Origin of the sequence: Methanohalophilus sp. DAL1 (assembly GCF_001683555.1) — an archaeon.
GTDB lineage: Archaea > Halobacteriota > Methanosarcinia > Methanosarcinales > Methanosarcinaceae > Methanohalophilus > Methanohalophilus euhalobius.
In genome coordinates, this window is the sequence record NZ_MAFX01000001.1 from 1 (window position 1) to 26,494 (window position 26,494).

Consider the following 26,494-nt stretch of genomic DNA (forward strand, 5'->3'; position numbering starts at 1 on the left):
TCACAATATAAAGAAGCCCTTGACTCCTATTCCAAAGTGCTAAATATAGATACAATTGATTCAAATTATGCCAAATCATATCTTGGTCAGGGTAAAGTCTATGCCTATGAAAATTTTGACCATGAAGATATGTATGACCCAAAAAGGGCACTATATTGTTTTGAAAGGTCGATTGAGTTATATTCAAAATCTGTAGAATGTTGGATTGAGCTGGTTGATATTTATATCAAGTTCGAACGCTTTGATGATGCAATAAAGGCTACACAGGAATCTTTAAAATTAGGTTCCAAAAATCCAGATGTTTGGATTGCAGCGTCCGCTTTCTATGAATTTATGAGTATAAAATGCACGGAAAAAGCTTCTGAATTGAATCCAACCAATGAACTTATCCAAGAACGTTTGGAAATCAAGGATGAAAATAATATATGGTTAGATATGAATTATTTTTTCTATGTGCGTTCCAACGAAAAGTAAAATATAATTTATAATTTTCTACAAAAAATAGAGGTAGGTAAACATGAACAGACACAAATTATTGATTATTGCAATGATATCCATATTCTGTGTAACCATCTTATCATCTGGTTGTTCCACGAGTACAAATGATAATCTTAACCAAGTACAAAATTTTGATAATATAATCTTTAAAGACCAAGATAAGTTGTATGACTTATATGAAGAAATTGAATCAAAAAAAGATTATCGTGCTTTTGCAGGTGAATCTACACGTGATTATCCTGATGCAGAAGAATATACCGAATTTTCAGAAGATGCAATTTATCACCTAAGGGAATATGGTAATTTTCTTAAAGAAAATAAAAATACATTAGAACAAGACGGAATCGACACATCAACTAAATTCTACAACATTTCAGAATGTTACAGAAATATACTTTCTATGGATGCTGAAATTTTAAATGTATTTTATAATGAATACGTTTGGGAAAAGAAAGTTGATTTTAATGTACCAGGGTACAATAAATATATGGACTTTTCATTAATAGCTATACACCATGTTGAAGAATATGAATATTTTTTAAGAAACAATGAAGAAGAATTAGAAAAAAGCGGAGTCGATGTCTCTGACTTATTGATTACAATTTCATCATACAAGCAGGATATAAAATACGTGAGGAACAATATGTAATTCATAAGTACAGTAGTTCTCTAATTTTCGTTCCATCTTGTTCCTACCACGATTGAATTACCTTAAACACTGCACTACTAGCTGAATTCTTAACTTTCTCCTAAGCCATTCTTCAACAAACAGAATAAATCTGGCAAACTGAACTTGTCTTCATCAATGGTTATTGGACCTGGTTTTACAATTGTGAAATGCTTTTTCTGGAGATAGAGCCATACATTTCTGAGCAGGAACGATATTATTGTAAAGAAATACCTGAAAGTCACATCTTTTGTTGATGTTCTTGGTTTAACAATATTTCTCATCCTGTAAGATGATTCGATAGCAAACTCATACTTTTTCTCTGGTTTTAGAGTACCGACAGAACTGTGAAGAAGAATGCTTTGATTTGCCTAGATAAGTTCTTCAAGACTTAGTTTCCTGATTTTTGTTGCATTGTTACCGAATACAGCAAAGCTAAGAACACTATTATTACTTTTGACTGTCAAAGTCGGGTTAAAAATGTACTGTGTAGGTACTTTTTTAGTATTTCTTAGTATTTTTTAGTGTATCATTGATCACTTAACTGTTAAAATTAAAAGTAACACGATTAAAATAGAAATAATTAATTGTTTAAACTGGTAATTTTGCTTTTATTTTTTTTTATTTTTGAATTGGTTTACTGTCTGCCCTCGGGTCAACTGTTTGAGGTTCATCTTGTCCCTGGTCGTTGTCTCCCATTCTCTTTTGTAGGTTATTTCTTGTTTTTTCAATGAAACCGAAAAGTAATTGGTCAATGTCCTGTTTGATTTCTTCTGTTTGTTTGCCGCACTTGGTATCTTCCAGACCGCAGAGTGTTTGACTTCTCAAAACATCGGTTATCAACAAGTCGATTTGTTTTTGACAGTTAGTGCATTCGGTATTGTCTATCGCTTCCGAAAGTTTATCGAGTGCGGTAGCATAGTCCTCTTTCTAGATAAATCATATATTTAATTTTCATTGTAACCAAAAGCACCAGAAAGGAAGACATTTTTCCAATATTGCTCCCTATCAATTATAACCTTATCATCAGTTTTCATGGAATAATATTCCAAAAGTGAAAATTTAAAATTATTTCTTGCATAGTCGAAACTTTCTTTAGCAATTATTTCCATCAAATTTTTATTTCCGCCGTGTCCAGTATCAATATATTCCCTCCATCTAGACCAAATTCCAGAATCCCCATGGGCAGAGCCAACATACATCTTACCATTCTTTTTATCGACTATGAGGTACACACCTTTCACATGTTCAAGTGCTGCTTTCCAATCAATTTTGTTAGTCTTAAAAATAGTCTCCAAAATGTGAAAATCATGATTAATATTTTCATAACCACAGAAGTGCTCTCCTGAATATGGTCTGTCAAATATCTGCGAAACAATCAATTTCTCATAGTGTTTCTCAAAATTATATACACTCGTTGGTGTACCAGGACTTTGATAATGGACGAGCAGTCTACCTATGAATTCTTGACCTTTCTCAAGCAGTTCTACAGTATATGAAGCCTTATGTCTGGCTTTGACTTCAAAGATTCCACCAAATAACCACTTGTCATGTTGATGATAGCGAATCATTGAAAATATGTATTTTCGGCTGAAGCGGTCTCTTTTTTCACTACGCCAGCTATTCCATCCTTGCCATTCATCTCTGCTTCGTACGAATACATCTAAAGGATGTTCTGAGCCGTTCCATACAGCGAAGTGAATTTTGTAGTCTTCTGGGTTCTCAATTTTAATTAGATTTTCAATTGTTATATCCATAATGTACCAATCCATAATATTTAAGAAAGTAATACATTTATGGGTGATATCGGATGACATTACTATTTATTTTCCATTCATCATCTTCAAAAACAAATTCTATATTATAATTATTTGTTATATGAATTCCTTCCATATCCCATGTAATATCTACGTTCAGTGTTGTGACCTTATCTGTTACTGTTTTTTCAATGATTTCATAATCAGATATTGAATAATCAGTAGCATACACAATATTATGTATTTGATCCTTAGAATACTCTTTTTTTAAATCATTGGAAAACAAATCGTAGATATCATCGCCTTGAATTCCATTATAATAAATAACGTATTTTTTTAGTGTGTTCTCTGGGTTTGATGTTATAGATTCCGTACACCCAAAAGAGAACATTAATACTAATAAAACCAAAGTCACGAGAATTAAATTCTTTTTTCTCATTTTCAAGTTCACCATAATTTTTACCTTTATATCTATATTATTTGTAACTTGTTCCTTTTTCCTTTGGAAAATGTGCGCCTATTTTTCTAATTTGCAAAAATTATTCAGGATTCCATTCCCAAAATTCGAACATTAATTCCCCATCTCGCAGTCACCTATACCCCGGACAAATGTCAAATGTCCAAGGCCTGTATATAGCGTTTTTAAGTATATTTATATTATATTCTTACACAATGAAAGGTGAAATATACTTTTATTAGGACACTTCAAATTAAATTTAATAATAATTGATTTACCTTATTCCCTTATTAATATTTCGAAATAGCTACATTTTACTAAATCACGCAGGGCAACATCTATAAAAATCATTATAACAACACCACAATCAAAAAAATATTATTTCAAAATTCTAACTCTGAATTACCAAACTCCCCCGTCCCCCTGTCCTCCAAATCCGGCGGGTGTCGGTGTCGGATGATACTGGCAGATCAGGACATAATCTGCACCACAGGTTAAGCTCATGGTACCAAAAAGACCGATCAAGGCCGAAAAATCTGGCAAACCTGAACTTGTCTTCATCAATGGTTATTGGACGTGGTTTTACAAATATGAATATATCCAATGGTAAAAGGGCTATTGAAGAATATAAATCAAATAATCTTCTTCCATTATTTTTCGTTGGTTACTTTTTTGCATCCATTTTCATTAACTTAACTCTTGGATTGCTTATAGTTATAATTTCATCGGTGGTACTTTATTCTGATTCTAAAAATATTGGTGCTGGCAAACATTGTGAAAAAGAAACATTATCCCCTATTACATGGAAACCTTTTTCATGGCTATTATTCACGATATTTTTCTGGATAATTTCATATCCATACTATATGATTAAAAGAAAAGAGATTTGGGAAATGAATTTAGGATATTCGGATATATAAAAATACAAAGAAGGGTTGGATTAATTCATACTTTCATTCCTTTTAATGATATATACTAATACTACAATGAGATTTAATAACCAAATACATCCACCTATTGCCCATAAAACAGAATTTGGATTCCATGTATCAGTGTTCTTTTTAACATATTCACTATCATTATAGAGTGCTATCGGAAGAACTATCCAAGCAATTAATAACAAAAATCCAATAAGTGCGTCAAATCTAGGTGAGTCAGCTATTAAGGCTACAAAAATCCATAGAAATAACCATAATAAACTTGAACCAATAAGTGCCTTGTACCAGTCCAAAGAAGCTGATGAATGAGATTTTTTTATAGAAGGACTAGTTCCAGGCAGGTTTCTAACACCACAATGTGGACAAATTTCAGCTTCTTTTTTTATGATTATGCCACAACTGCGACAAAACATCTCATCTGGTTCTTTGTGTCTTTTTTGCTCATTTTGTTCATCCATGGTTAATAATCAGCCCCCATAGCATCAAGGTCTTTTCTTGCATTTGAAATCATAGAATATGTATGAATTGGAACTATGACTATTCCAAATAATAGATAGTTAAAAGTTAAGAAATTGATTATTGCTAAACCCCATTTTCCCACATAAATATAACCAAGTGGTGTTATAAGTATACTGAGAATTATTGCTATTGTTTTATCTTTTTCTGCAAGTTTCTGCAACTCATATATTCGTAAATCTGAACCATATGCTTTTTGAGATTCATTTTGTATTTGTCTAACACCACAATGTGGACAAATCTCTGCTTCTTTTTTTATAATATTTCCACAACTAGAACAATAAACTTCATCTGAGCTTGGATCCATTACTTTTTCTTCCATAAAATAGTCCCCTTAAAAATTATATTTCTAATATAGATGCATTACAAAAATCTCTAAGTGCATTTCACTTCTCTCGTAAAGCCAAAGCCCCTCCGATAATTAATATTAATCCAGATATTATCCAAAATGCAGAAACAGCTATAAATCCAAATATACCAGATATAAGCATCAAATATCCTGCATATTTATTGTTTTTATTAGCAATAGCTCCACCCACAATTCCAATTATACCGAGCAATATTGCCCCGAAACCACCACCAACAACTAAAGATGCATCCTGCATGCCAAAAGCACCTGCTATACCACCAACTGATATTGCAAAAATACCTGCAATTATACCAATCAATCCACCTATTATGCCCAGTATCATTTCACCGGTTCTACTTTTAGAATTGTCAGGGACATTTTCTTTTTGCCTAACCCCACAGTGTGGACAAATTTCTGCTTCCTTTTTGATAATATGCCCACAACTAATACAATAAGCATCATCCGTATTTGGAACATCTGTCATTTCTTCCATGAGTATCTATCCTATTATCGAGGTAGAATTTTTATTAGAAAGTGCTACCAACTGCGATTTTATAATCACTTACATCTTTATCAAATTCAATATTCGGAACATCAAAACTCCAAGATTCGCCAGCTCCTATATCATTAATATTATCTAGAGAACTACCTATTAAATTTCCATTAGCATCATAAAATTTTACACGGACTTCAGCATAAGACAAATCCTTGTTGGCTTTTGCAGTACCAACTACTGATGTTGTACCATATTCACCTGTTTGTAATTGATGGTCCAAAATTTCTAAATCTGGTTGTTCATTGTCTTTATTTGTAGAGGAAGATGAAGGGTCACTAGTACTGTCACCGCTACCTTCACTATACTCAGGAGAATCTGTACATCCTAATGATACAAACACTAATGAAAATATCAAAAGGACAATTATTATTTTCAATGCGGAATTTTTCATATATAATACACCTACTTAATATTTTAAATGTTACATCATATTTCAACTTTTCTATTTATCACTAATTTTGACTTTTGATTCTTCTATTTTATCTATTATCCGACAGTCTTTGCACTATGCACACTGGTGATAATTGGGCTGCATTTTATGGATCAGTAACCAATCTTAAATTGAATTATTTTTTTAAAAGCATGCTTAAAGGGCTCCTTCTTGGCATGTTTCTTAACGTATTCCTTTCAGTATTAAAACCCCCGAAGCCAATATCAATATCGCACATATATGGAATGGTGTTTCGAAGGATACATAGCCGGCCAGTATTCCTCCAAACAGGGGTCCGGTTGCCATACCTGCCGCCTGTGCACCTGTTATTACGCTTATCCGACTGCCTGTTGAATGCCCGCCTGTCATATCCACTGCCAAAGCCATCAAGGGCGTTTCGACTGCGGCCATTGAGATTCCCTGCATTATTCGCAGTATTATTAGCTCTTCAATATGTATTACATGTCCCAATCCGACAACAATCAGGGCATTTACTGCAATACCTGAGATAATTATCCATTTGCGTTCTATGCGATCGGACAGAATTCCCATTGGTGTCTGGAAAACAATACGGGATATTACATAGGCTGAAACTGCCAGGCTGAGGAAAAACTCCCCTGTCTGAAGCCTCTGCTGGTAGGCCGGTAGAAGGGAAAGGACGATGGTAATTCCCACCATCATCATGAAAATTGCAACTGCAAGGACATAGTACTCCTTCTGGTTTGCATGGTCCGCCGTTTTTGGTTCTTCTGGTTGTGGTGGGGGTGCTGTTTCTTTTACGAAAAATTGTACCAATAACAAAGTTGCAAGTACAAGAAATCCACATATATAGAATCCAACATCAAAGTTTGATATCGCCAGTATTCCTCCGGCGATGATGGAACCTATCCCGAAAGCAAAACCCCTCAGGCTTGAGTATATCCCGATTGCCTGGCCCCTTACAGATGAAGTGGAAAGGTGGGTAACCATTGCTACAATCGCAGGAACTGTAGCTCCAATGGCAATTCCCTGTATAACACGCAGTACTGTCAGGCTCTCAAGTGAGGAAGTATAGGGATAGGATAAACAGAGAAGGGTATAAATGACATATCCCACAACAAGAAAATCCTTTCTCCTGTTGAGTCGGTCACTCAAGCGGCCCATAAAAGGCTGGGATATTGAATTTGCAATTCCAAAAGCTGCAGTTGCAATCCCGGCTTTCAGTACTGCAGGCATCTCTGCTATTATTCCTGCATCAAGCCGGGCCGCATATAGAGGTATAAAAAACAGTAGCATACCTGTTGCCAGATCTTTAAATACCTTGGAAAAAGACAGGATGTAGAGTTGTCTGTCAATAGAGTGCTGGTTTTCTTTCATGACATGATCCGGATATCTTTATGGGTTATCTATTAAAGGGAATATATCTTTATAGATTTCCGGAGTACAAAATGTTTATCTAATTAAGCAGATTGGATGAAGTCTGCAGGAAATTCACACATAGATTACCTGATTGGATAAGGAGTGCCCAAAGAATAGGTTCACAGGCTGCCATCATGTAATTCTCTGTAACTTCTCCTTTCTTATTTGATTTATTTATATAACTGAATTCATAAAAGAAAATTACCAGTATCATAATACCGTTAAATTTGCAAATTTTACATGGTAAATCTTTATAAATATTGAATCCAATCAAAAACGAAAAGGTGATCCTGTGATGAAATACTGGCAGCCAGAATATGAAACCATGCAAAAAGATGAAATGCGCCAATTACAGTTAAAACGACTAAAAAAAACGGCTGCAAACGTCTATGGAAACGTTCCTTTCTACAAAGACAAATTTAAAGCACTTGATGTCTGCCCTGAAAATATCAATTCAGTTGATGATATCACAAATCTTCCCATCACAAAAAAATCCGATCTCCGTGCCAACTATCCTTTCGGACTGTTCGCAACTCCTAACAAAGATGTAGTCCGTATTCATGCATCCTCTGGAACCAGTGGAAAACCCACGGTTGTCGGATATACAGAAAATGATATTCGTACATGGGCAGACATGATGGCCCGTGATCTCAAAATGGTAGGAGTTGGACCGGATGATGTTTTCCAGAATTCCCTGAATTATGGACTTTTCACCGGAGGGCTTGGCTTCCATAACGGTGCTGAAAGACTTGGTGCAATGACCGTCCCTGCGGGTACCGGCAATACTGCCAGGCAACTTGAAATGATGCAGGATTTTGGAGTAACTGCAATTAATTGTACTCCTTCTTATGCTCTTTATCTTGCTGAAACCGCAGAAGAGATGGATATTCTGGATAAACTTTCATTACGTATAGGCACCTTTGGAGGAGAACCCTGGTCATCCAACACACGAAAAGATATTGAGGATGTCTTTGGAATGAAGGCTTATGATTCCTATGGTCTATCTGAACTTATCGGTCCCGGGGTTGCTTTTGAGTGTGAAGAGCAGGATGGGTTACATATATGGGATGACCATTTCCTTGTAGAGGTACTGGATTTAAATGGGGAACAGGTGTCCGAGGGGGAAAAAGGTGAACTTGTCCTGACATCCCTCACCAAGGAAGCCTTTCCTGTAATACGCTATCATACAGGTGATATTACCCGACTGCTTGAATCCGAATGTGCATGCGGAAGAACAAGCACCCGAATTTCCCGTATAATGGGCCGGGCAGATGATATGTTAATCGTACGCGGGATTAATGTGTTCCCATCCCAGATTGAGGATGTGCTTGTGGGTATTAATGAGATTACCGATCAATTCCAGATACTGCTCAAACGTAATGCACATAAAATGGATGAAATTACTGTCAGGGTGGAACTATCCGATAATGCTTTTACAGGGGAACTGAAAGATCTGGCTGCTGTTAAAAAACATGTCGAAAATGAACTTAAAAGTGTACTGAATATACGCACCAATGTTGATCTTGCGGAAAAAGGTACTATTCCTCGCACCACCGGAAAAGCAAAACGTGTAGTCGATCATCGTGAAGCACTCTAAAAGGATGTTTAAACATATGCCACATGTAATGGAATTGTTGGGAAAGACCCGGATTGTTGTAAAGAATGGCAAAGTTATCGAGGTTGGGGAACCTACCGTGAAATGGTGTCCCATTTTTGATAAGGTGCATGGAATCAAGGAAATTACTCCAGAAGCTGCGCGGAAAAATATGGAATATCGGATAAAGGATTTTGGTCTTTTCACATCCGAAAGGAAACTGGAGCAGGATGTATTCGTAGGATTCGGTGCTTCTGAAGTCATGATGACCGGCCTGAATCGGGATATGCTTGATACTACTGTCACCGTGTGCGATGGAGCGGGCACTGTGATCACAAACAACCCTAAACTTGTACAGGGAATGGGTGCCCGTATCTCAGGACTGATTGAAACAGAACCCATTGATGCTGTAATTAATGGTATAGCAGAAAAGGGCGGAATTGTACTGGATCCATCAACTGCTGAAATAAACCCGGAGGGTGGTGTGCTGAAAGCAGCTAAACTGGGCTACAGGAGAATTGCAGTCACTGTGGTCCATTCCGAAAATGCAGCACGCCTGAGACAACTTGAAGCTGAAGGTGAATTGGACCTGCTTATCGTTGCGGCACATACCACAGGTCTGGGAAAAGAGGAAGCAATGGAACTTTTCCAGCATGTGGACATTACGACAGGGTGTGCTTCCCGCCAGATACGGGAATTAATTAAACCCCTTGCACAGGTAGGCACGGCAGTACCGCTTTTTGCATTAACACAAAAGGGTAAGGAAATGCTGCTTGAAAGGGCAAAGGAAGTGGAATCCCCTGTCCTTATAAATACAATGCCCCTGCCGGTGTTACCGGAACATAAACAGCCCCGGGAACTGGTTTGAATTATTCAAAGGAAGTAATTGAACTTTCCTTTGATTTTTTCATTTTTGCTTCTATATATTTGAATGCAGGTACTCCCGTACCGCTTGTTTCAGCAGATACAAGTGCATTTACCCAGGGTCCGTTTACCATATAAGCGGTGCCAGGATGTGGTTCTTCATAGGTGGATTGGAGGGCTTTTACAACTACTTTCCCTGCACTGTTTTCAATAGTTACAAGATTTCCTTCCTTCAGTCCAGCTTTTTTCATGTCCTGTTTATCAAGCCGGATTATTGCTGTAAGGTTTGCATAATCATCTGAGAAACGGCTATCACTATTTGCTGCACTCTGGAAGATATCACGATGAGTGATAATGAGGATTTCCATTTCAGGAGATGAAAGGAACTGATCAAAACCCATCATATGGCCTCCATTATTTTTTCAATGATATCTGCATCGGCCATTTTATCCGATTTTCTCATTTGTGTTAGTTCGACTTTGACCCCATCCATCCGAATTGCTTCCCCTTTACATTCCACACCAGTAACGGCCGACGGGATTGTCACATTTGCAATCTGGGAAGTGAAGGTCTTACAGGGGTCAATTACAATGGTTGGGATTTCTTTGAGATTTGCAGCTATACTCCCGGGCAGGCTGGAAAGGGGGTCTGAACCGATGATAAGGGCAGCGTCTACTCTTTTCTCTTTCAATACCTCCACAACTGAGTATTGGGGCCCATGACCTATATCTTCCCCATCAAAACTTACCCTGTTAATATAGCCTGTTTGGTCAAACAGGGTATGGTTGAAGCCACGCATGTTATACTGCCCGACCATAGGCATCAAATGGAAGTCTGTCTTCTTGTTCAGGGCTTCCAGAAGATCTTCCATGGGTGATAGGTCGTGCATGGAATAAACCAGCCCCAATCCTGCAAATATCACACCGAATTCTGCTTTTTTCAGCACGTTTGCAAGTTCAAGAATTTCTTTTGGTTTCATACCAAAGGTTACTTTCGGTACTTTTCCTGATAGGGCTTCTGTCAGAGCCCGGGCAAATTCGGCGTCTGCTTTTGGAGGAATCCGGTAAAAATTATCTTCACATATTATTGCTGTATCCGATTTGCGTACATCAATTGCTATTGCCGTCCTGTCTTCTTCCCACCCCCTCTGGCGCATTCTTCCCCTGGGAAAATAAGAATATTTAGAAAGATGTCTGGGATGGGAATTTGAAGGATCACATCCCCAGTATACAATTACATCAGCCTTGTCCCTTACTTCATCCAGTGTACAACTTTTGATTTTATCATTGAGAATTGCTTCAACAAAAGGACCCTGGCAGAACGACGAGGTATCATCAATGCAGGCATTGGTTTTTTTTGCCAGTTCAATGGCTTTTTCCTGGGCTTTAAGACTCGAATTTCCCATACCAAATATGAGGGGATTTTTGGCATTTTTCAGAATTTCAGCTGCCTTTTCAATTGCATCCTGGGATGTGGCATCTTTTGCATCCACAGTACACTCTAGAGGATGCTGGCAATTTTTTATCCAGGCAACCCCTTTGCGACAGGCACTATCTATAATATTCTTGTTTTCTACTTCCCTCAGTTCTATATCGTCACACAAAAGAGCGCATCCTGTACAAACATGGTATTCTCTTTCCAAAGGCTCCCTCCTAATATCAGACAAATTCAATTGCTTTTGTGGGGCAGGTAACTATGCAACCGCTGCAAAGTCTCTTATTCTCTCCGAATCTGCGGCAATCTTCCACATTGGACAGGCGTACTACACCGTCTTCAACTCTCAGGATTACCCTTTCGTTAGTCGGTGCGTTTCCACTACCTGCACCTTTTGGGTCTTCTGCGACATTTACAGGACAGGCGACAACACAATTGCCACAACCTATGCATCGCTCCTCATGTACAATCATGCCGGTTTCTGAAGCTTGCTTTGCAGGTGAAACCAGGCCTTTAAGTTTTGTATAATTTTCACTGTATTTTTCCTCTTCCAGCATCGGAGTACATTCATCAAGGTTTTTCTCCCTGGAAAGCAAGGCTGCAGCAAAGGCCATACATGAGGATTTGCCACATTTCTTGCAGTTTGTCTTCGGGAGAAGCTGGTATATCTCCATCGCATTGGCCATTGTTTCACCACTCTGACGGACAAAAGGAAAATTTAGTCTTCTGAATCATTTTGTTGCTCTTCTTTTTTACCATTGTCTCCATTTTGGAAGAACAGATCACAGTGGCATGAACCATCCGCTGCAATTTCATCCTCATGGTAGACGCAGGGACAGATTATTTTCCTGTCTTCTTTTTCATCCCCTGAAGGTATTCTGCAGGGACAGTAACCTTTGCCGTACTTTATTTTGTTGTTCGCCAGCCCCTCAATTACCAGATCCAGCATTTCAGGATCGGGGTTTAGTTTGTACCCTTTCTTTTGAGCATACTTAGTAACCCAGTTTTCTGTTTTTACTTTGTCTTCTTGACTGACCATAGTTTTCTCACCTTAATCATTCAGATTTGATTTTGAATACCTCTTCGATTGATGCTTTAAGTTTATCTTTTGTGGTATTGCCTACCAGTTTTTCTTTTACTTCCCCCCTGTCAAAAAGCAAAAGTGTCGGGATTCCAACTACATGGTATTGTTTGGCAATATCTTTTGATTTATCGAGGTCAATTATTACAAATTTGACCTGGTTCTCATATTCGGCAGCTACCTCTTCGAACATAGGAGCCATTTTCTTACAGGGTGCACACCATTTTGCAAAACAATCCACGACCACAGGAGTTTCTGCTTTCACAACTTCCTGCTCAAAAGCCAGAGAATTAACTTTATAGAGATTTGTATTTATGGCTTCTGTAACAGGCTCTGACGTTGACATTGAGGGTTCGCCTTTGCCGAAAAGTCCTTTGATAAAATTTCCCAGTCCCATCATTGATCACCTTCAATGATTTAGTTATATTCTCCTTCTATATTATTTCTTTTGTGCACAGTGTTCACACAATCCACACGACCGTTTTTAATCTAATTAAGCAGAAGACTCCTTCCGTGATGTAGGAGATGAATGCGTCTTTCATTGTTTTGATACAAAATATAAATAGTGTCAAAGACACAGGTGAATATACATGTTGAAAGCCTACAAATATAGAATGTATCCTACAAAACAGCAAGAAGAAATGTTCAGTAAGCATTTCGGATGTGTGAGGGTAATCTATAATTGGGCGTTAGAACAGAAAATTAAAACTTATGAACAAGATGGGAAAGCGGTATCCAGATTCACATTAAATAAAACTATTCCAACATTGTATGAAGATATGGAATGGCTGAAAGAGGTTAATTCACAATCTTTGCGTGGAGCTACTCTTAATCTGGATAATGCTTTTACCAGGTTTTTCCGTGAGAAAACGGGTTTTCCAAATTTTAAATCAAAGAAAAATCCAGTACAATCATTTTCTGTTCCACAATATTATAAAGTGGATTTTGAGAAGAATAAAGTGAAACTTCCCAAAATTGGATGGATTAAAACAATATTACACAGGCACTTTGATGGAAAATGTAAAACCGCAACAGTATCAAAGATACCGTCTGGTAAATATTTCATTAGCATTCTTGTAGATGATGGTAAAGAATTACCTGATAAACAGGATTTTGATGAAAATAGTGCGGTTGGTATTGATGTTGGTATCAAAGATTTTGCCATCATGTCTAACGGTGAAAAAATAGATAACCCCAGGCATCTTAATAATTCAGTGAAAAGACTGAAGGTATTACAAAAGCGTCTCTCACGAAAACAAAGAGGTTCAAAAAATAGAGATAAAGCAAAACAGCAGATAGCCAAACTTCATGAGAAAATAGCAAATCAGAGAAATGATTTTCAGCATAAATTAACTTCCAGATTAATTAGCGAAAACCAAGCTATTGCACTGGAAACATTAACCGTATCTGGAATGTTGAAAAATCATAAACTTGCACAATCCATTAGTGATGTATCATGGAGTTCTTTTGTAACCAAATTGGAATATAAAGCAGAATGGTATGGGAAAAGCATATTGAGAATTGGACAATTTGAACCATCCACGAAAATATGCAATGTCTGTGGGTATCATAACAACAACATTACACTTGTAGAAAGACAATGGCAATGTCCTGATTGTGGTGCATCCCATGACAGAGATGTCAATGCTGCAATTAATATTAAGAAGTTTGCTTTAAATAAACAGAATTTGATAGGTATTTGAAGCACCGTAGGAACTACGGGGAGAGCCTGTGGAGTTGTTTTCAATGGGAAGGGCTATGAAGCAGGAAGCCACCCTATTCAGAGGGTGGTAGTTCACGCTGGAAGAATACAGGAAAAAAAGAGATTCTAACAGGACATCTGAACCTGAAGCCAAAGAGACTTCCAGATCCGATGAGCCTATTTTTGTAATACAGAAACATGATGCCAGCAATCTGCATTATGATCTCAGGCTAGAGATTGATGGCGTACTGAAAAGCTGGGCAGTTCCCAAACAACCTCCAAAAAAAGCCGGAATCAAGAGACTTGCCATACAGACGGAAGACCACCCAATGGAATATGCCGATTTTGAGGGAGAAATACCTGAAGGACAATACGGAGCCGGCAAAGTTGAAATATGGGACAGGGGAAACTACAAAGCAATAAAGATTGAAGACAAGGAAATCATCGTCACACTAAAAGGAAAACAATTGACTGGCGACTATGTTCTTATTAAGACGAAGTACGGCAAGAACGATAAGGGCTGGTTATTTTTCAAGAAGAAAGCAGATAACTGAATCCGGGTATCCCATACAAATAATCATAAAATACACCCATCCCGGCTATAAAAAACGCATTGAACCCGGAAGTTAAATACAAAAGCATTTATACCAACCGGAAAATCTCCTTTTGGAGTGAAAGGAAAATGCAATACAATCTGGGAATTGATGCTGGCGGAACGTACACGGATGCAGTTCTTATCCGTAACCGGGATGGGAAAGTCGTAGACTGGGCTAAATCCCTTACTACCTATCCGGACCTCATTATGGGCATACATAACGTCCTGGAATTGTTGAACCGGGAATATATGGAAAACATAAACCTGGTTTCCGTATCCACAACACTTTCCACAAATACCCTTCTGGAAAAAACCGGTGCATCCGCCTCCCTAATCCTGATCGGTGACCATCCACTGGAAAGAGAACTTGCTGCAGAGAATTATGTATTCATAGCCGGAGGACACGACCAAAACGGTGAAGAGTCGACACCCCTGGACATGAAAAAAGTGGAAGAATATATCAAAGAAGTGCAAGGCAGGGTTTCGGTATTCGCAGTTTCTGCCTATTTTGGAACCCGTAATCCGGAACATGAACTTAAAGTAAAGGATAAAATCCTCGAACTTACCGGCAAACCGGTTGTATGCGGCCATGAACTTTCCCAGGAACTCGGAGCCTATGAACGAGCTGTCACTGCCCTCCTCAATGCCCAGCTTATTCCTGTTACTACAAAATTCATCCGGTCAGTCATCCATGAAATCGAAAAACTCGGAATAAAGGAAAAAATGCTGATGTTGCGTTGTGATGGATCTGTGGTCAATATAGAGGATGCTCTGCATCGGCCAATCGAAACTATTTTTTCCGGACCTGCAGCAAGTCTTGTGGGTGCTTCATACCTAGCAAACCTGGATACATGTGCCGTTATGGATGTTGGAGGCACAAGCACCGATGTTTCTGCTATCTACAAAGGACTACCGGAGTTAAAAGCAGAAGGGGCTACAGTTGGTGGCTGGAAAACAAGGGTCAAAGCAATCGACATGGAAACTTCTGCTATGGGAGGAGACAGTCACATCTGGGTTACTAAAAAGAGCATAAATATCGGACCCAGAAGAGTAATACCTCTATGTATGGCTGCTACACATCACCCACAACTTATGGAGATCCTGAGCGAACAGGCACCTACCTTCCGTGTAATGGAAAATGAAAATTTCCAGCCAACCCGCTTTTTCATAAAGAATCAATCGGACCACCAGCATATTGATCCACAAGAGAAAGAAATCCTGGACTTACTGGGTGAACAACCGGTTTCCATACAGACTATTTCTCATCAACTAAATGGGATACCTTCTGCCAATGTACTGGATTCCCTGATACAGAAAAGAATTGTCCAGGCAATAGGATTCACTCCGACAGATGCCCTGCATGTACTGGGAGATTATACGGAGTGGAATGCAGAAGCTTCTGAAAAAGGGGCAGAGATGCTTTCAAAACTTCTCAGGAAGAACAAGATAGAGTTTTGTAAAAATATCAAAGAAATGTTTGCAAAAAATATGTCAAAAGAACTTATTCACTTCCTGCTGCCGGATGTTGATGAAAAAGTGATCACGGACATACTTAACGGCAAATATCCGGCACGTTTGAATCTGGATATTCCTGTAGCCCTGGTTGGGGGACCTGTTAAGGCTTACGTGGATGAAATACAAAAAATATTGATCGCAGACATAAAGGTACCTGAAAATTTTGAAGTTGGTAATGCGGTAGGAGCACTTATGGGAAAAGGGATCAAACGCGTGGATATTATGATCCGGCCACATTCCCTGCAACGGCCCGAAGAGAATTTTCTTGTATTTGCACCCGGGCAAAGAAAGCAGTTCAAGAAATATGTGGATGCCCTGGATTTTGCAAGAAAAACCGGAGAGAGTATTGTTAAAGGATACATGAACAAATGCCGTATAGATTCTGAGAGGGTGAAAATCACGTTTGAAAAGAAAACTGTGGTCCCGGATGGCTGGCATCACCCACCAATGGAAACACGCCTGATAGTGATGGGTGTAGGTACCCCAAACATCGGATAAACATAAGAATAAACAATCCTCTATACGACCCCAACAAGTTTGCCGTCAGGATATACACATTTATTCAGGGGCATGGAAGAGGAAAAAACAATGGATATCGAAAAAATACTTTCCAAAATAACATCATCCAGGGGCTACGAAGGGCAAATCGTACACAGTGAATCCATAAAAGAAAGACAGGGAAAGTATGATAATGTTGATATCAAGCCATTGCTCAGGTTTGCCCTGCATGAAAGAGGAATTAAAAGACTATATTCCCATCAGACAGAAGCCATTGAGAAGATCAGAAGTGGTAAAAACATCGTACTGGCAACCAGTACGGCCAGCGGAAAATCCCTGGCATATACAATACCTGTTTTTGAAGAAATAATGGACCATCCTGCCTCTACTGTCCTTTATATATCACCTCTAAATGCCCTTGCCAATGATCAGTATTCAAATTTTGTGAAATTGAGAGATATACTGGGTGAAAGGATTGACATTGGCCGTTTTGTAGGGCCGTCCTCTAAAGAAGAGAGATGGCAGGCAAAAGCCGATGCAAATATTATTTTTACCAATCCCGAAATGCTGCATATGAGTGTACTGGGCTGGAAACAGCAGTGGTACAGAGTATTATCCAACCTGAAATACATAATCCTCGATGAAAGCCATTATTACACCGGAGTCACCGGCAGCAACATGGCAAATCTTTTGCGCCGGCTGCAGAGAATATGCGATCACTACGGATCCAATCCCCAATACATATGCTGCAGCGCCACCATTGGCAATCCCGGCAAACATGCATGCAACCTGACTGGAAAAAACATGGAGGTCATTGACAGGGATGGTTCAGGCAGGGGAGCACAGAAGTTTGTATTCTGGAACCCGCCGGCATACTATAACAAAAAGGGTTACTTCCTGCGCAAAAGCAGTTTTGCAGATTCAAACCGGTTGTTTACCACATTAATACAGGAAGGATTGCAAACTATTCTTTTTACCCGTTCCCGCCAGAAAATGGAGAGAATGTACCTCCAATCAAAAAAGGAACTGCAAAACCGGGGGTTGAAAGAAAGGATCGCCCCTTATCGCGGTGGATATAGTCCAGAAGACAGGATTCTCATAGAAAAACAATTGCAGAATGGTACTCTTAAAGGCGTCCTTTCAACAAATGCCTTAGAACTCGGAATTGATATCGGAGGACTCGATGGTTGTATCCTTGATGAATTTCCCGGCACTATAATGAGCACCCGACAGCAGGCCGGAAGGGCCGGCAGAGGAGAGAACGAAAGCATGGTGGTACTTGTGGCCGGCCAGAATGCCCTGGACCAATATTACATGCGCAATCCAGAGAAATTTTTTGCAAAATCCTGCGAAGAGGCTGTCATTAATCCTGAAAATACCTACATACAAACGGGACATATACTGTGTGCAGCAAAAGAATTACCCCTGCAACAGGAGGACGAGAAGGATTTCGGTAGCGGAATACGGGATGTTATTGGAGTCCTGAAGGAAGAAAAATTGCTTGCAGAAAATGAAAAGGGTACAATCTGTCTTGATAACCATCCCCATGGACAGGTGAACATAAGGGGAGCCGGTAGGAACGGATATTGCCTTATAGATACCACAGGTGGCAAGAGGAAGATTATTGAAAAAGACCTGGAACGCTCAATGGCTTTCAGGGAAGCATTTGAAGGAGCCATCTATATCCATATGGGAAATCCCTATGTTGTGCAAATGATGAACCACAGCAAGAAAGAAATCCTTGTTGAGAAAGGTAAAGCTGATTATTATACCAAACCAATGGTTGCTTCCGAGATATTCCTGAGGGAAAAGTACGAAGAAAAAAAACCCGGGAAACTGGACGATATTACCGTCGGTTTGGGAAGGGTCGAAGTTGTCGAACAGGTGACAGGTTTCCGGAGAATACGGCACGGATCGGATGAAGAGATGGGCAGGAAGGAAATAGAAATGCCCCCTTCATCCCTTGAAACCGAAAGTTTGTGGATAGACCTGCCTGCAGGCTATGAGGAGATGGTGAGTAAACAGAAGCGGGATTTTGCCGGTGGCCTGCATGCAATTGAACATGCAATGATAGCAATGTATCCGGTACATCTGCTTGCAGATCGCAACGATGTCGCAGGAGTATCCACGCCATCACATGGAGACCTGGAGGGAAGAAGCGGGATATTCATCTATGATGGTCATGAAGGAGGTGTTGGTTTTGCAGAGAACGGTTTTGACAAAATTGAAGAAATGCTTGATGTTACCTTAAAAGCAATCAAGGGATGCCCCTGTGAAGAGGGATGTCCTTCATGTATCCAGTCCCCGAAATGTGGCAATAACAATGAGCCACTGGATAAACATGCAGCTATAATGATAATGCATGAAATACTTGGATTGGAGAAATACATACCACCTGCAAAGAAGGAAAGAAAAACCGTCTCAAAATCGCAGGGCAAACTTTCTACAAATAATACAAGCAACACAGATGCATTAAACCGTGCCCGAAGTAAATTGCGGAATAAGAAAAAAGCGAGTGTTGAAGAACTGATAATACAGGGCCAGGAATGCAGGACAGACCACAAAAAAGCCTATGAATTGTTCAGCAAAGCACTGGAGATGGAACCGTCCAACAAGAATGCCCTGTTTAACAAGGGAGTGGCCTGTATACAGCTTGGCAAATATTCACAGGCAAACAGGTGTTTTGATACCCTTGTACAGCAAGGCATGAACAAACCGGTAATCTGGGAAATGAAGGGGCGGGCTTTTCATGGAATGTGCAATTACGGTATGGCCATACAGATGTACAAACAGGCACTTGGATTGCATCCAAAAGATAAAGATGATATAAAGCGGATTCAAGAGTTGCTTGGGAAGGCACGAAAGAGCGTAAATGGCTGATAATGGGGATCTCGAACATTATTTTATCATCTGGCTATTTATGCATATAAAAATTTATATCTTTCACCTTTATATTTTTAGTAGATAGTCATTCACCCTGAAGTATATTTTTATCCGTGGATAAATGACTTGATAGCAAAATCCTGGTATACAACTTCAAAAAGTATACTAAAATGCATTATAGTAGAAAGAATTACACCCGGTAATTTGAAGGACGATATATCAAATAAGGCCAAAGGATAAAAGAAAAAAATAGTTATACATCAGCCGGGATTCGAACCCGGGTTCGAGCGTTGGCAACGCCCGGTGATAACCACTACACTACTGATGTCCATACTGAATTGGTGCCCAGACCCGGACTCGAACCGGGGACGACTGCCTCTTCAGGGCAGCGCTCTCCCAAACTGAGCTACCTGGGCATTGGGAGCACCACATACATGTGGTTTTTTTATTTAAGTATATCGCAATTTCGGAAGTGGGCCCGCTGAGAGTCGAACTCAGGATCCCCGCCATGTCAAGGCGATGTCATAACCTACTAGACCACGGGCCCATTCTGTTTATCAGACATCTACAAAAACGCAGACGCCCTGTACCTCAGGGCCACCCTGAAGCACTCTCCCTATACAGATTAAACCTATATATATTTTGTTGCCCCCCCCCTAGAGAGGTATATGTAAAGAAGACAGCGCCGCCAGGCCATAAAATCTGACAAAGCAAAATGAATAATGATTAAGAACCGCGGTCTGACTTGAACAAATAACAAACGAAGAAGAACAATAGATAAATATGATCAAATGGACTTAATAAAAATATTTATTGATCATGAACAACAGTTATATATTGGAATTTAATTAAGGAGAGACATGGACTCCTTTACGGTAATCATACTGGCTATATTTTTACCCTTTGCCGCGGCGATATTCATACCGCTGCTGGAAAAGTTCCTGAAGCACAGGATCGGTTGGTTTGCAGCAGGAATTGCCTTCCTGAGCTTTGCATTAATAGGTATAGTAGCTCCCGAAATAATTCATGGACATATAATACAACATTCAATTGAGTGGATGCCAAGCATCGGTGCAGAATTCAGCATTTATGCCGATGGACTGGCTATGATGATCGGATTCATAGCATCCGGTATCGGTGTAATTATAATGTCCTATTCCAATGGGTACATGTCCCACAAGGAAGACCTCCCCCGTTATTACCAGTACTTGCTCTTATTCATGGGGTCCATGATCGGTATGGTCTTTGCAGGGAATACACTCCAGCTCTTCATATTCTGGGAACTTACCAGTATCACATCATTCATGCTTATCGGTTATTGGAGAGATAAACCCGCTTCCATCTACGGAGCCACAAAATCCCTGCTGCTCACAGCAGGTGGCGGTCTTTTCATGCTGGCAGGATTTATCCTGCTACATACTATTACAGGTTCCTATGATATCGCTACTATTCTCCAGAACCCCGCGATGATTGAAAACATCAAAGCTCATCCTTTCTTCTTAATAACACTGATACTTATCCTGATAGGTGCAGCTGCCAAATCCGCACAGGGGCCCTTTTACATATGGCTTCCAAATGCAATGGAGGCTCCCACACCAGTCAGTGCTTTTTTGCATTCAGCAACAATGGTTAAGGCCGGAATATATCTGGTAGCCAGGATACACCCCATATTTTCAGGTACAGAAGCCTGGTTTATCTTAGTAAGTGGAATTGGCATATTCACAATGCTGCTTGCGGGATTTTTGGCATTCCGCCAGACAGACATCAAAGCAATCCTGGCCTATTCAACTATCAGCCAGCTGGCATACATGATGACAATGTATGGTTACACATCCTACCACGAACCCGGCTTAGGAGTGGCAGCAGCAACTTTCCATCTTCTCAATCACGCAACTTTCAAAGCGTGTCTTTTCCTGGTAGCAGGCATTGTTGCACACGAAGCAGCCACCAGGGACATACGCAAACTTGGTGGCTTGCGAAAAGACATGCCTATTACCTTTATCATTGCATCCATAGCAGCCCTTGCAATGGCAGGAATTCCACCTCTTAATGGTTTCCTTAGTAAGGAAATGTTCTACGAAACCTCGGTTGAGATGGGACATATTCTCGGAGGACCTTTCACATTCCTGATACCGGCAGCAGCAGTACTGGGAGGTGTGTTTACCTTTGCTTATTCCATCAAACTTATCGACGGGATATTCCTGGGGGAAAAACACCATGACCACCTACCTGAACATATACATGAACCACCGTACACAATGCTTATTCCTGCAGCATTCCTTGCAGGCCTGGTTATCCTGTTTGGCCTAGTCCCTTCGATTCCGATCCACAATATAATTGAACCTACAACCGCGGGAATCTTGCTCGAGGAAGTACATCTGCATGTCAAACTCTGGCATGGTTTTACACCGGCCCTTTTCATGACAGTAATCACTTTCATAGCAGGCCTGACAATTTACACACGCTATGATAGTATAGCGGCCTGGCAGGATAGGTTTAATGCAAAATACCCCCGGGTAAGTGTGAACTATTACTATGACAGGATTATTGATGGAGCAAAGGGAAGCGCAAAAGGATTTGCCAATTTTGCCCAGCCCGGTAGCATAAAGCTCTACATCTATGCTATATTATTTTTAATGGTCATACTGTTTGCCATACCAGCATTCATGATGGCAACACAGGTGTTCCCTGCCAACCTTAATTTTGACATTCCCCCTTACGAGGCACTGATAATGGTCCTCATGGTCATCGCAGCAATTGCAGCAGCAACCCTTCACAGATACCTGGCTGCTGTAATCGCACTTTCGGCGGTTGGTTACCTTGTCAGTCTAATATTTATATATCTCAAAGCACCCGATCTTGCTCTTACACAGGTGCTTGTGGAAACCCTCTCCACAATAATATTCCTGCTTGTAATAGCAAAGATTCCCCAGACATTCAAGGAAAAAATTCCAAAAACCATTCTGGCAAGGGATATAGTAATTTCATCTGCTGTCGCAGCTACAGTGCTGGTCTTGCTTCTCAATGCAACCCAAGGTATTGTTTCACCCTTTGAATCGCTTTCCTATTATTTCCTGGAAAACAGTGTTCCACTTGCAGGAGGGCATAATATTGTAAATGTAATCCTTGTGGATTTCCGTGGTTATGATACGTTGGGAGAAATTTCAGTGTTATGTCTGGCAGCCCTGGGAGTCTATAACCTAATACACAGCAGAGGTGAAGGAGAATGACAACATTAATTACAAAAACAATTACCAAAGTCTGCATACCCCTTGTTATCCTGTTCTCAATATCCCTCTTACTTGCAGGACATAATAATCCGGGAGGAGGATTTATAGGAGGCGTAATGTTTGCTTCGGTAATCTCCCTGACCTATGTTGTTTTCGGTTTGAAATATATCAAATCCTTCTTTAACCCTTCATGGGATAAATGGTTCGGTTTTGGATTACTTCTTTCTTCACTAACCGCTTTTGGGGCAATTGTATATGGACATAATTTCTTCAGGAGTTCAATTAAATTTGTAGAGATTCCCCTCTACGGTGAAATAGAGTTGGCATCAGCCACCCTCTTTGATATTGGAGTATATTTTGTCGTTATTGGCACTCTGCTACATATATTCAAAAACGTGGGTGAAGACAAATGAACAATACAATATTATCGATTGCAATAGCCCTGATCTTTGGTGTTGGGACATTTCTAATCCTGCGCAGGGACATCATAAAAATCATCATTGGTTTATCCCTCATCTCCCATGCAGTAAATATGCTAATAGTTTCAACCGGAGTATTTGATGGTGAAAAAGCTCCTATAATAACAGAGGGGCATCATGGTTCTGGCAGCGGGATAATTTTTACAGATAAATTATCAGAAGGTATACTTGCACCAATAGTACCTTCTGGAATGGAAACCCCTTTCGTAGATCCGCTTGTACAGGCTCTTGTACTGACAGCTATTGTCATCAGTCTCGCAACAACTGCATTTATACTTATATTGGCCTACCGCATCCATGAAGAATACGGTACCACCGATGTAAGGATACTCAGGAGGCTGCGGGGATGAATATTCAGGAACATCTCCCAATACTACTGGTTGCAATACCCATACTTATGTCAGCATTAATGATAATGCTGCGTTCCAGACCAACTTTCCAGAAAATCCTCAACATAATTGTATCAGCATCCATATTATTGATGAGTATTATTCTCCTCTTGCAAGTATGGAAGAGCGGAATACAGGTTTACGAAGTTGGGGAATGGGGTAAATATGGCATCATACTCGTTGCCGACCTGCTGGGCTCCGGGATGGTTGTATTGAGTTCAGGGATATCCCTGCTTGCGCTTATATATTCCCTTGATTATATCGAAGGAAAGTCCCTGAACACAACATATCATTCTCTTTTTAACCTGCTTGTTGCAGGCTTAAATGGAACATTCCTCACAGGGGACATTTTCAATATGTTCGTGTTTTTCGAAATACTGCTGCTTTCATCATGCGGATTGGTAGTAGCTTCGGAAAACGGAGGTGTCACAAAAGTTTCCGATAAAATGGAGGCAACCTTCAAGTATCTCATACTGAACATAATCGGTTCAATGCTAATGCTGGTTGCAGTTGCCTCCCTCTATGCAACGGTGGGCACACTGAACATGGCAGACCTTTCAGTGAAAATATCCGCACTGAGTGATGCAGGGACCCTACCCTGGCATATCTATTTCATTGCTTTATTATTTCTCATCGTTTTTGGTAACAAGGCAGCCATATTCCCTCTTCATTACTGGCTGCCGGATGTCCACCCGACAGCTCCATCACCCATAAGTGCCATGCTTAGCGGCGTTATGATCAAAGTGGGAGCATACGGAATTCTCCGGGTATATTTCCTGGTCTTTAAAGATGCACTGTTTTTACTGCAACCAATTATCATCCTGCTTGCATTGATTACCATAGCAATAGGGGCTATTGCTGCTGTAGGCCAGAATGATGTCAAACGCCTACTTGCCTATTCCAGCGTCAGCCAGATAGGTTATGTTTTTCTGGGGATTGGAATGGGAACAGCTTATGCCCTTGCAGCTTCTTTGGTATATCTTGTTAATCATGCAATTGCCAAATCCATGCTTTTCCTGACATCCGGAGGGATTATTCACCATGCCAAAACAAGGGATATGCATCATATGGGAGGAATGGTCAAAAGTGCACCTCTAATGAGTAGCATGTTCCTTATAGGAGCGATGTCCATTGCAGGAATGCCGCCACTGGGAGGTTTTATAGCAAAATTTGTCCTTTTTGACGCGGCTATGTTGGGAGAATATTATTTGCCAGTGCTTATAGGATTTGCATTCGCAGTTTTTACAATATTCTACATGTTCAGGGCATGGTTACTCATGTTCTGGGGTGAAGCAAGGGATTTTGAAAAATATGGCCCGTATTCATCACATAGACCTTCACCAATGATAACAGTACCAATAATTATACTTGCAGCAGCTGTACTCATCCTTGGTGTGTATTCAGAACCATTGATATCCCTTTCAAGTGAGATTGCAAATCAGCTTCTTAATCCGCAACCATACATTAACGCAGTCCTGGGAGGGAGCGTAAGATGAAGAGGTATGTTCTGTATTCAATTGCACTTGGTTTTGTCTGGTGTTTTGTTCACGGTGTCGTAAACCTCAGCAATTTCCTCATAGGTGCCATGATCGGACCATTCCTGATCAGGCCATTTAAGGAACTCTATAATTTCGGAGAGGAATTTTCATACAGGGATAAATTAAACCGCATACCAAAACAGATACATTATCTCTCCATACTCATAGTTGAGATTGTAAAGGCAAGTATCGTTGTAGCAAAAATTGTACTGCAACCAAAAATCGATATAAAACCCGGAATTATAGCAGTTCCCATCAGGGCAAAAACAGATGTTGGTATTACAGCTATCGCAAATACCATCACCCTGACGCCGGGAACCCTTACTATTGATGTATCTGATGACAAATCTGCATTGTATGTACATTGTATTGACATCGACAATGCAAAGGAAATACGTGATTCCATAAAGGACGATCTGGAAGAATATGTACTGGAGGCTTTCGAATGAACACAATCCACTTGCTTGACATAGCACTTGTATTTATGGTATTATCAATCATCCCCTGTATCCACAGGATTATCAAAGGTCCGACAATTCCCGACAGGGTTATTGCAGTCGATGCCCTTACAACAGTAATTGTGGTTATGCTGGGTGTTTATTCTTTTGTCCAGGGATCTGTGTTCTTCATGGATGTAGCTCTTGTGATTTCTATTATAGCCTTTGTAGGAACCGTCACAATCGCAAAATATCTGGATGAGGGAGTGGTATTCTGAATAACATAACATTTATACAGGATATTCTTAGCAATTTTTTCTTCTTCGCGGGAATGTTCTTTGTATTCCTGGGAATGCTGGGACTTTATCGGCTCCCTGATGTATACAACCGGCTTCACGCAACAACCAAGATCGGAACACTTGGAGCCTTTGGAGTAATGATGGGAATCGTTGTAAAACTTGGGTTCGGACCCATGGGAATCAAAGCAATTACTGTTGGTCTTTTTCTTCTGTTAACAGCTCCCGTAGCAGCTCACATGATAAGCAGGGCTGCTCACAGGCACGGAGTTGGACTTTGTGAAGAATCAACTGTAGATGACTACGGTAAAACCTATTGTATAATAAATTCCAGCTGCCCGGTTAAACATGAAGAAACTATTGAAGATGAACATGAGCATATGTGAAAGTTAA

The 26,494-nt window shown here is 40.0% G+C and carries 30 protein-coding genes and 3 tRNA genes; 16 read left to right on the forward strand and 17 right to left on the reverse strand.

The window, feature by feature from the left end; translation table 11 throughout:
• Positions 1 to 474, forward strand: a 474-nt coding sequence (locus A9957_RS00005) for a tetratricopeptide repeat protein (RefSeq protein WP_292342780.1), incomplete at its 5' end; no start/stop codon positions are given.
• Positions 475 to 517: 43 nt separating this feature from the next.
• A complete protein-coding gene (locus A9957_RS00010) occupies positions 518 to 1,147 on the forward strand; it encodes a hypothetical protein (protein ID WP_292342781.1) in 630 nt (209 codons plus the stop codon).
• Between the two features lie 89 nt (positions 1,148 to 1,236).
• Here A9957_RS00010 and A9957_RS00015 read toward each other — a convergent pair whose 3' ends face one another.
• The 4 genes from A9957_RS00015 to A9957_RS00030 form a co-directional block, all read right to left on the reverse strand.
• A complete protein-coding gene (locus A9957_RS00015) occupies positions 1,237 to 1,449 on the reverse strand; it encodes a hypothetical protein (protein ID WP_292342782.1) in 213 nt (70 codons plus the stop codon).
• 337 nt (positions 1,450 to 1,786) lie between these two features.
• A complete protein-coding gene (locus tag A9957_RS00020) occupies positions 1,787 to 1,993 on the reverse strand; it encodes a hypothetical protein (RefSeq protein WP_292342784.1) in 207 nt (68 codons plus the stop codon).
• A gap of 119 nt (positions 1,994 to 2,112) precedes the next feature.
• Positions 2,113 to 2,922 carry a GIY-YIG nuclease family protein gene (locus tag A9957_RS00025; protein WP_292342785.1) on the reverse strand — a complete coding sequence of 270 codons (810 nt, stop codon included), beginning with the start codon at positions 2,920 to 2,922 and terminating at the stop codon, positions 2,113 to 2,115.
• A gap of 37 nt (positions 2,923 to 2,959) precedes the next feature.
• Entirely contained in the window at positions 2,960 to 3,361 is a 402-nt protein-coding gene (locus A9957_RS00030; protein WP_292342787.1) for a hypothetical protein, read from the reverse strand.
• Between the two features lie 467 nt (positions 3,362 to 3,828).
• Between A9957_RS00030 and A9957_RS00035 the strand changes: the two genes are divergently transcribed.
• Positions 3,829 to 4,299 carry a hypothetical protein gene (locus A9957_RS00035; RefSeq protein WP_292342788.1) on the forward strand — a complete coding sequence of 157 codons (471 nt, stop codon included), beginning with the start codon at positions 3,829 to 3,831 and terminating at the stop codon, positions 4,297 to 4,299.
• A 20-nt stretch (positions 4,300 to 4,319) separates the two neighbouring features.
• On the opposite strand, the gene A9957_RS00040 is transcribed toward A9957_RS00035, so the two are convergent.
• From A9957_RS00040 to A9957_RS00060, 5 genes are all read right to left on the reverse strand, one after another.
• Entirely contained in the window at positions 4,320 to 4,775 is a 456-nt protein-coding gene (locus tag A9957_RS00040; RefSeq protein WP_292342789.1) for a zinc ribbon domain-containing protein, read from the reverse strand.
• Positions 4,776 to 4,777: 2 nt separating this feature from the next.
• Positions 4,778 to 5,155, reverse strand: coding sequence for a zinc ribbon domain-containing protein (locus tag A9957_RS00045; protein WP_292342791.1), 378 nt, complete (start codon positions 5,153 to 5,155; stop codon positions 4,778 to 4,780).
• A gap of 64 nt (positions 5,156 to 5,219) precedes the next feature.
• A complete protein-coding gene (locus A9957_RS00050) occupies positions 5,220 to 5,675 on the reverse strand; it encodes a zinc ribbon domain-containing protein (protein ID WP_292342792.1) in 456 nt (151 codons plus the stop codon).
• A gap of 34 nt (positions 5,676 to 5,709) precedes the next feature.
• A complete protein-coding gene (locus tag A9957_RS00055; protein ID WP_292342793.1) occupies positions 5,710 to 6,129 on the reverse strand; it encodes an FxLYD domain-containing protein in 420 nt (139 codons plus the stop codon).
• A 222-nt stretch (positions 6,130 to 6,351) separates the two neighbouring features.
• Positions 6,352 to 7,524 carry an MFS transporter gene (locus A9957_RS00060; protein WP_292342795.1) on the reverse strand — a complete coding sequence of 391 codons (1,173 nt, stop codon included), beginning with the start codon at positions 7,522 to 7,524 and terminating at the stop codon, positions 6,352 to 6,354.
• A gap of 337 nt (positions 7,525 to 7,861) precedes the next feature.
• Between A9957_RS00060 and A9957_RS00065 the strand changes: the two genes are divergently transcribed.
• Positions 7,862 to 9,163 (forward strand): phenylacetate--CoA ligase family protein, encoded by a 1,302-nt coding sequence (locus A9957_RS00065; protein WP_292342796.1) that lies wholly within the window; start codon positions 7,862 to 7,864, stop codon positions 9,161 to 9,163.
• Positions 9,164 to 9,179: 16 nt separating this feature from the next.
• A complete protein-coding gene (locus A9957_RS00070; RefSeq protein WP_096711393.1) occupies positions 9,180 to 10,028 on the forward strand; it encodes a methanogenesis marker 8 protein in 849 nt (282 codons plus the stop codon).
• A 1-nt stretch (position 10,029) separates the two neighbouring features.
• Here A9957_RS00070 and A9957_RS00075 read toward each other — a convergent pair whose 3' ends face one another.
• Genes A9957_RS00075 through trxA form a run of 5 tightly spaced genes read right to left on the reverse strand, consistent with a single transcriptional unit; the run spans position 10,030 to position 12,939 of the window.
• Positions 10,030 to 10,428: a molybdopterin dinucleotide binding domain-containing protein gene (locus tag A9957_RS00075; RefSeq protein WP_308736806.1), complete on the reverse strand. Its 399-nt coding sequence runs from the start codon at positions 10,426 to 10,428 to the stop codon at positions 10,030 to 10,032.
• Positions 10,425 to 11,666 (reverse strand): formylmethanofuran dehydrogenase subunit B, encoded by a 1,242-nt coding sequence (locus A9957_RS00080; protein ID WP_292342797.1) that lies wholly within the window; start codon positions 11,664 to 11,666, stop codon positions 10,425 to 10,427. Before A9957_RS00080 ends, A9957_RS00075 begins: the two co-directional genes overlap by 4 nt.
• Before the next feature lie 16 nt (positions 11,667 to 11,682).
• On the reverse strand, positions 11,683 to 12,144 hold the full coding sequence (locus A9957_RS00085; protein WP_292342799.1) for a (Fe-S)-binding protein: 462 nt from the start codon (positions 12,142 to 12,144) through the stop codon (positions 11,683 to 11,685).
• A gap of 32 nt (positions 12,145 to 12,176) precedes the next feature.
• On the reverse strand, positions 12,177 to 12,497 hold the full coding sequence (locus A9957_RS00090; protein ID WP_292342800.1) for a ferredoxin-thioredoxin reductase catalytic domain-containing protein: 321 nt from the start codon (positions 12,495 to 12,497) through the stop codon (positions 12,177 to 12,179).
• Between the two features lie 16 nt (positions 12,498 to 12,513).
• Positions 12,514 to 12,939: a thioredoxin gene (gene trxA, locus A9957_RS00095; protein WP_292342801.1), complete on the reverse strand. Its 426-nt coding sequence runs from the start codon at positions 12,937 to 12,939 to the stop codon at positions 12,514 to 12,516.
• Positions 12,940 to 13,129: 190 nt separating this feature from the next.
• Between trxA and tnpB the strand changes: the two genes are divergently transcribed.
• The 4 genes from tnpB (at position 13,130) to A9957_RS00115 (ending at position 19,729) form a co-directional block, all read left to right on the forward strand.
• A complete protein-coding gene (tnpB, locus tag A9957_RS00100; RefSeq protein ID WP_292342802.1) occupies positions 13,130 to 14,242 on the forward strand; it encodes an IS200/IS605 family element RNA-guided endonuclease TnpB in 1,113 nt (370 codons plus the stop codon).
• 97 nt (positions 14,243 to 14,339) lie between these two features.
• Entirely contained in the window at positions 14,340 to 14,795 is a 456-nt protein-coding gene (locus A9957_RS00105) for a DNA polymerase ligase N-terminal domain-containing protein (protein ID WP_096711557.1), read from the forward strand.
• A gap of 128 nt (positions 14,796 to 14,923) precedes the next feature.
• Positions 14,924 to 16,849, forward strand: coding sequence for a hydantoinase/oxoprolinase family protein (locus A9957_RS00110; RefSeq protein WP_292342803.1), 1,926 nt, complete (start codon positions 14,924 to 14,926; stop codon positions 16,847 to 16,849).
• Between the two features lie 90 nt (positions 16,850 to 16,939).
• Complete coding sequence (locus A9957_RS00115; protein WP_105460621.1) at positions 16,940 to 19,729, forward strand: DEAD/DEAH box helicase; 2,790 nt, start codon at positions 16,940 to 16,942, stop codon at positions 19,727 to 19,729.
• A 259-nt stretch (positions 19,730 to 19,988) separates the two neighbouring features.
• Here A9957_RS00115 and A9957_RS00120 read toward each other — a convergent pair.
• The 3 genes from A9957_RS00120 to A9957_RS00130 form a co-directional block, all read right to left on the reverse strand.
• Positions 19,989 to 20,060 (reverse strand) — tRNA-Gly (locus A9957_RS00120).
• Positions 20,061 to 20,071: 11 nt separating this feature from the next.
• Positions 20,072 to 20,148, reverse strand: a tRNA-Phe gene (locus A9957_RS00125).
• A 57-nt stretch (positions 20,149 to 20,205) separates the two neighbouring features.
• Positions 20,206 to 20,279 (reverse strand) — tRNA-Val (locus tag A9957_RS00130).
• Positions 20,280 to 20,592: 313 nt separating this feature from the next.
• Between A9957_RS00130 and mbhE the strand changes: the two genes are divergently transcribed.
• The 7 genes from mbhE to mnhG are packed head-to-tail and all read left to right on the forward strand — an operon-like array spanning position 20,593 to position 26,487.
• Positions 20,593 to 22,962, forward strand: a complete 2,370-nt coding sequence (mbhE, locus tag A9957_RS00135; protein WP_105460551.1) for a hydrogen gas-evolving membrane-bound hydrogenase subunit E — start codon at positions 20,593 to 20,595, stop codon at positions 22,960 to 22,962.
• Complete coding sequence (locus A9957_RS00140; RefSeq protein ID WP_292342804.1) at positions 22,959 to 23,375, forward strand: monovalent cation/H+ antiporter subunit B; 417 nt, start codon at positions 22,959 to 22,961, stop codon at positions 23,373 to 23,375. The genes mbhE and A9957_RS00140 overlap by 4 nt, the downstream gene beginning before the upstream one ends.
• Positions 23,372 to 23,791: an NADH-quinone oxidoreductase subunit K gene (locus tag A9957_RS00145; protein WP_105460549.1), complete on the forward strand. Its 420-nt coding sequence runs from the start codon at positions 23,372 to 23,374 to the stop codon at positions 23,789 to 23,791. The genes A9957_RS00140 and A9957_RS00145 overlap by 4 nt, the downstream gene beginning before the upstream one ends.
• The gene (locus A9957_RS00150) at positions 23,788 to 25,326 is read left to right on the forward strand and encodes a proton-conducting transporter membrane subunit (RefSeq protein ID WP_105460548.1); all 1,539 of its coding nucleotides are present in this window, start codon (positions 23,788 to 23,790) and stop codon (positions 25,324 to 25,326) included. Before A9957_RS00145 ends, A9957_RS00150 begins: the two co-directional genes overlap by 4 nt.
• Positions 25,323 to 25,817 carry a Na+/H+ antiporter subunit E gene (locus A9957_RS00155; RefSeq protein WP_105460547.1) on the forward strand — a complete coding sequence of 165 codons (495 nt, stop codon included), beginning with the start codon at positions 25,323 to 25,325 and terminating at the stop codon, positions 25,815 to 25,817. Before A9957_RS00150 ends, A9957_RS00155 begins: the two co-directional genes overlap by 4 nt.
• Entirely contained in the window at positions 25,814 to 26,083 is a 270-nt protein-coding gene (locus tag A9957_RS00160; protein WP_105460546.1) for a cation:proton antiporter, read from the forward strand. Before A9957_RS00155 ends, A9957_RS00160 begins: the two co-directional genes overlap by 4 nt.
• A 23-nt stretch (positions 26,084 to 26,106) precedes the next feature.
• Complete coding sequence (gene mnhG, locus A9957_RS00165; RefSeq protein ID WP_292342814.1) at positions 26,107 to 26,487, forward strand: monovalent cation/H(+) antiporter subunit G; 381 nt, start codon at positions 26,107 to 26,109, stop codon at positions 26,485 to 26,487.
• Positions 26,488 to 26,494: the final 7 nt, after the last annotated feature.

Excerpts from the sequence above, each read along its gene's own strand:
- A9957_RS00085 (WP_292342799.1), bottom strand. The coding sequence starts at position 12,144 with ATGGCCAATGCGATGGAGATATACCAGCTTCTCCCGAAGACAAACTGC.
- A9957_RS00075 (WP_308736806.1), bottom strand. The coding sequence starts at position 10,428 with ATGATGGGTTTTGATCAGTTCCTTTCATCTCCTGAAATGGAAATCCTC.
- A9957_RS00040 (WP_292342789.1), bottom strand. The coding sequence starts at position 4,775 with ATGGATGAACAAAATGAGCAAAAAAGACACAAAGAACCAGATGAGATG.
- A9957_RS00140 (WP_292342804.1), top strand. The coding sequence starts at position 22,959 with ATGACAACATTAATTACAAAAACAATTACCAAAGTCTGCATACCCCTT.
- A9957_RS00015 (WP_292342782.1), bottom strand. The coding sequence starts at position 1,449 with ATGAGAAATATTGTTAAACCAAGAACATCAACAAAAGATGTGACTTTC.
- A9957_RS00070 (WP_096711393.1), top strand. The coding sequence starts at position 9,180 with ATGCCACATGTAATGGAATTGTTGGGAAAGACCCGGATTGTTGTAAAG.
- A9957_RS00160 (WP_105460546.1), top strand. The coding sequence starts at position 25,814 with ATGAACACAATCCACTTGCTTGACATAGCACTTGTATTTATGGTATTA.
- A9957_RS00115 (WP_105460621.1), top strand. The coding sequence starts at position 16,940 with ATGGATATCGAAAAAATACTTTCCAAAATAACATCATCCAGGGGCTAC.
- A9957_RS00110 (WP_292342803.1), top strand. The coding sequence starts at position 14,924 with ATGCAATACAATCTGGGAATTGATGCTGGCGGAACGTACACGGATGCA.
- A9957_RS00010 (WP_292342781.1), top strand. The coding sequence starts at position 518 with ATGAACAGACACAAATTATTGATTATTGCAATGATATCCATATTCTGT.
- A9957_RS00025 (WP_292342785.1), bottom strand. The coding sequence starts at position 2,922 with ATGGATATAACAATTGAAAATCTAATTAAAATTGAGAACCCAGAAGAC.
- trxA (WP_292342801.1), bottom strand. The coding sequence starts at position 12,939 with ATGATGGGACTGGGAAATTTTATCAAAGGACTTTTCGGCAAAGGCGAA.
- A9957_RS00145 (WP_105460549.1), top strand. The coding sequence starts at position 23,372 with ATGAACAATACAATATTATCGATTGCAATAGCCCTGATCTTTGGTGTT.
- A9957_RS00030 (WP_292342787.1), bottom strand. The coding sequence starts at position 3,361 with ATGAGAAAAAAGAATTTAATTCTCGTGACTTTGGTTTTATTAGTATTA.
- mbhE (WP_105460551.1), top strand. The coding sequence starts at position 20,593 with ATGGACTCCTTTACGGTAATCATACTGGCTATATTTTTACCCTTTGCC.
- A9957_RS00055 (WP_292342793.1), bottom strand. The coding sequence starts at position 6,129 with ATGAAAAATTCCGCATTGAAAATAATAATTGTCCTTTTGATATTTTCA.
- A9957_RS00045 (WP_292342791.1), bottom strand. The coding sequence starts at position 5,155 with ATGGAAGAAAAAGTAATGGATCCAAGCTCAGATGAAGTTTATTGTTCT.
- A9957_RS00155 (WP_105460547.1), top strand. The coding sequence starts at position 25,323 with ATGAAGAGGTATGTTCTGTATTCAATTGCACTTGGTTTTGTCTGGTGT.
- A9957_RS00065 (WP_292342796.1), top strand. The coding sequence starts at position 7,862 with ATGAAATACTGGCAGCCAGAATATGAAACCATGCAAAAAGATGAAATG.
- A9957_RS00060 (WP_292342795.1), bottom strand. The coding sequence starts at position 7,524 with ATGAAAGAAAACCAGCACTCTATTGACAGACAACTCTACATCCTGTCT.
- A9957_RS00050 (WP_292342792.1), bottom strand. The coding sequence starts at position 5,675 with ATGGAAGAAATGACAGATGTTCCAAATACGGATGATGCTTATTGTATT.
- tnpB (WP_292342802.1), top strand. The coding sequence starts at position 13,130 with ATGTTGAAAGCCTACAAATATAGAATGTATCCTACAAAACAGCAAGAA.
- A9957_RS00150 (WP_105460548.1), top strand. The coding sequence starts at position 23,788 with ATGAATATTCAGGAACATCTCCCAATACTACTGGTTGCAATACCCATA.
- A9957_RS00090 (WP_292342800.1), bottom strand. The coding sequence starts at position 12,497 with ATGGTCAGTCAAGAAGACAAAGTAAAAACAGAAAACTGGGTTACTAAG.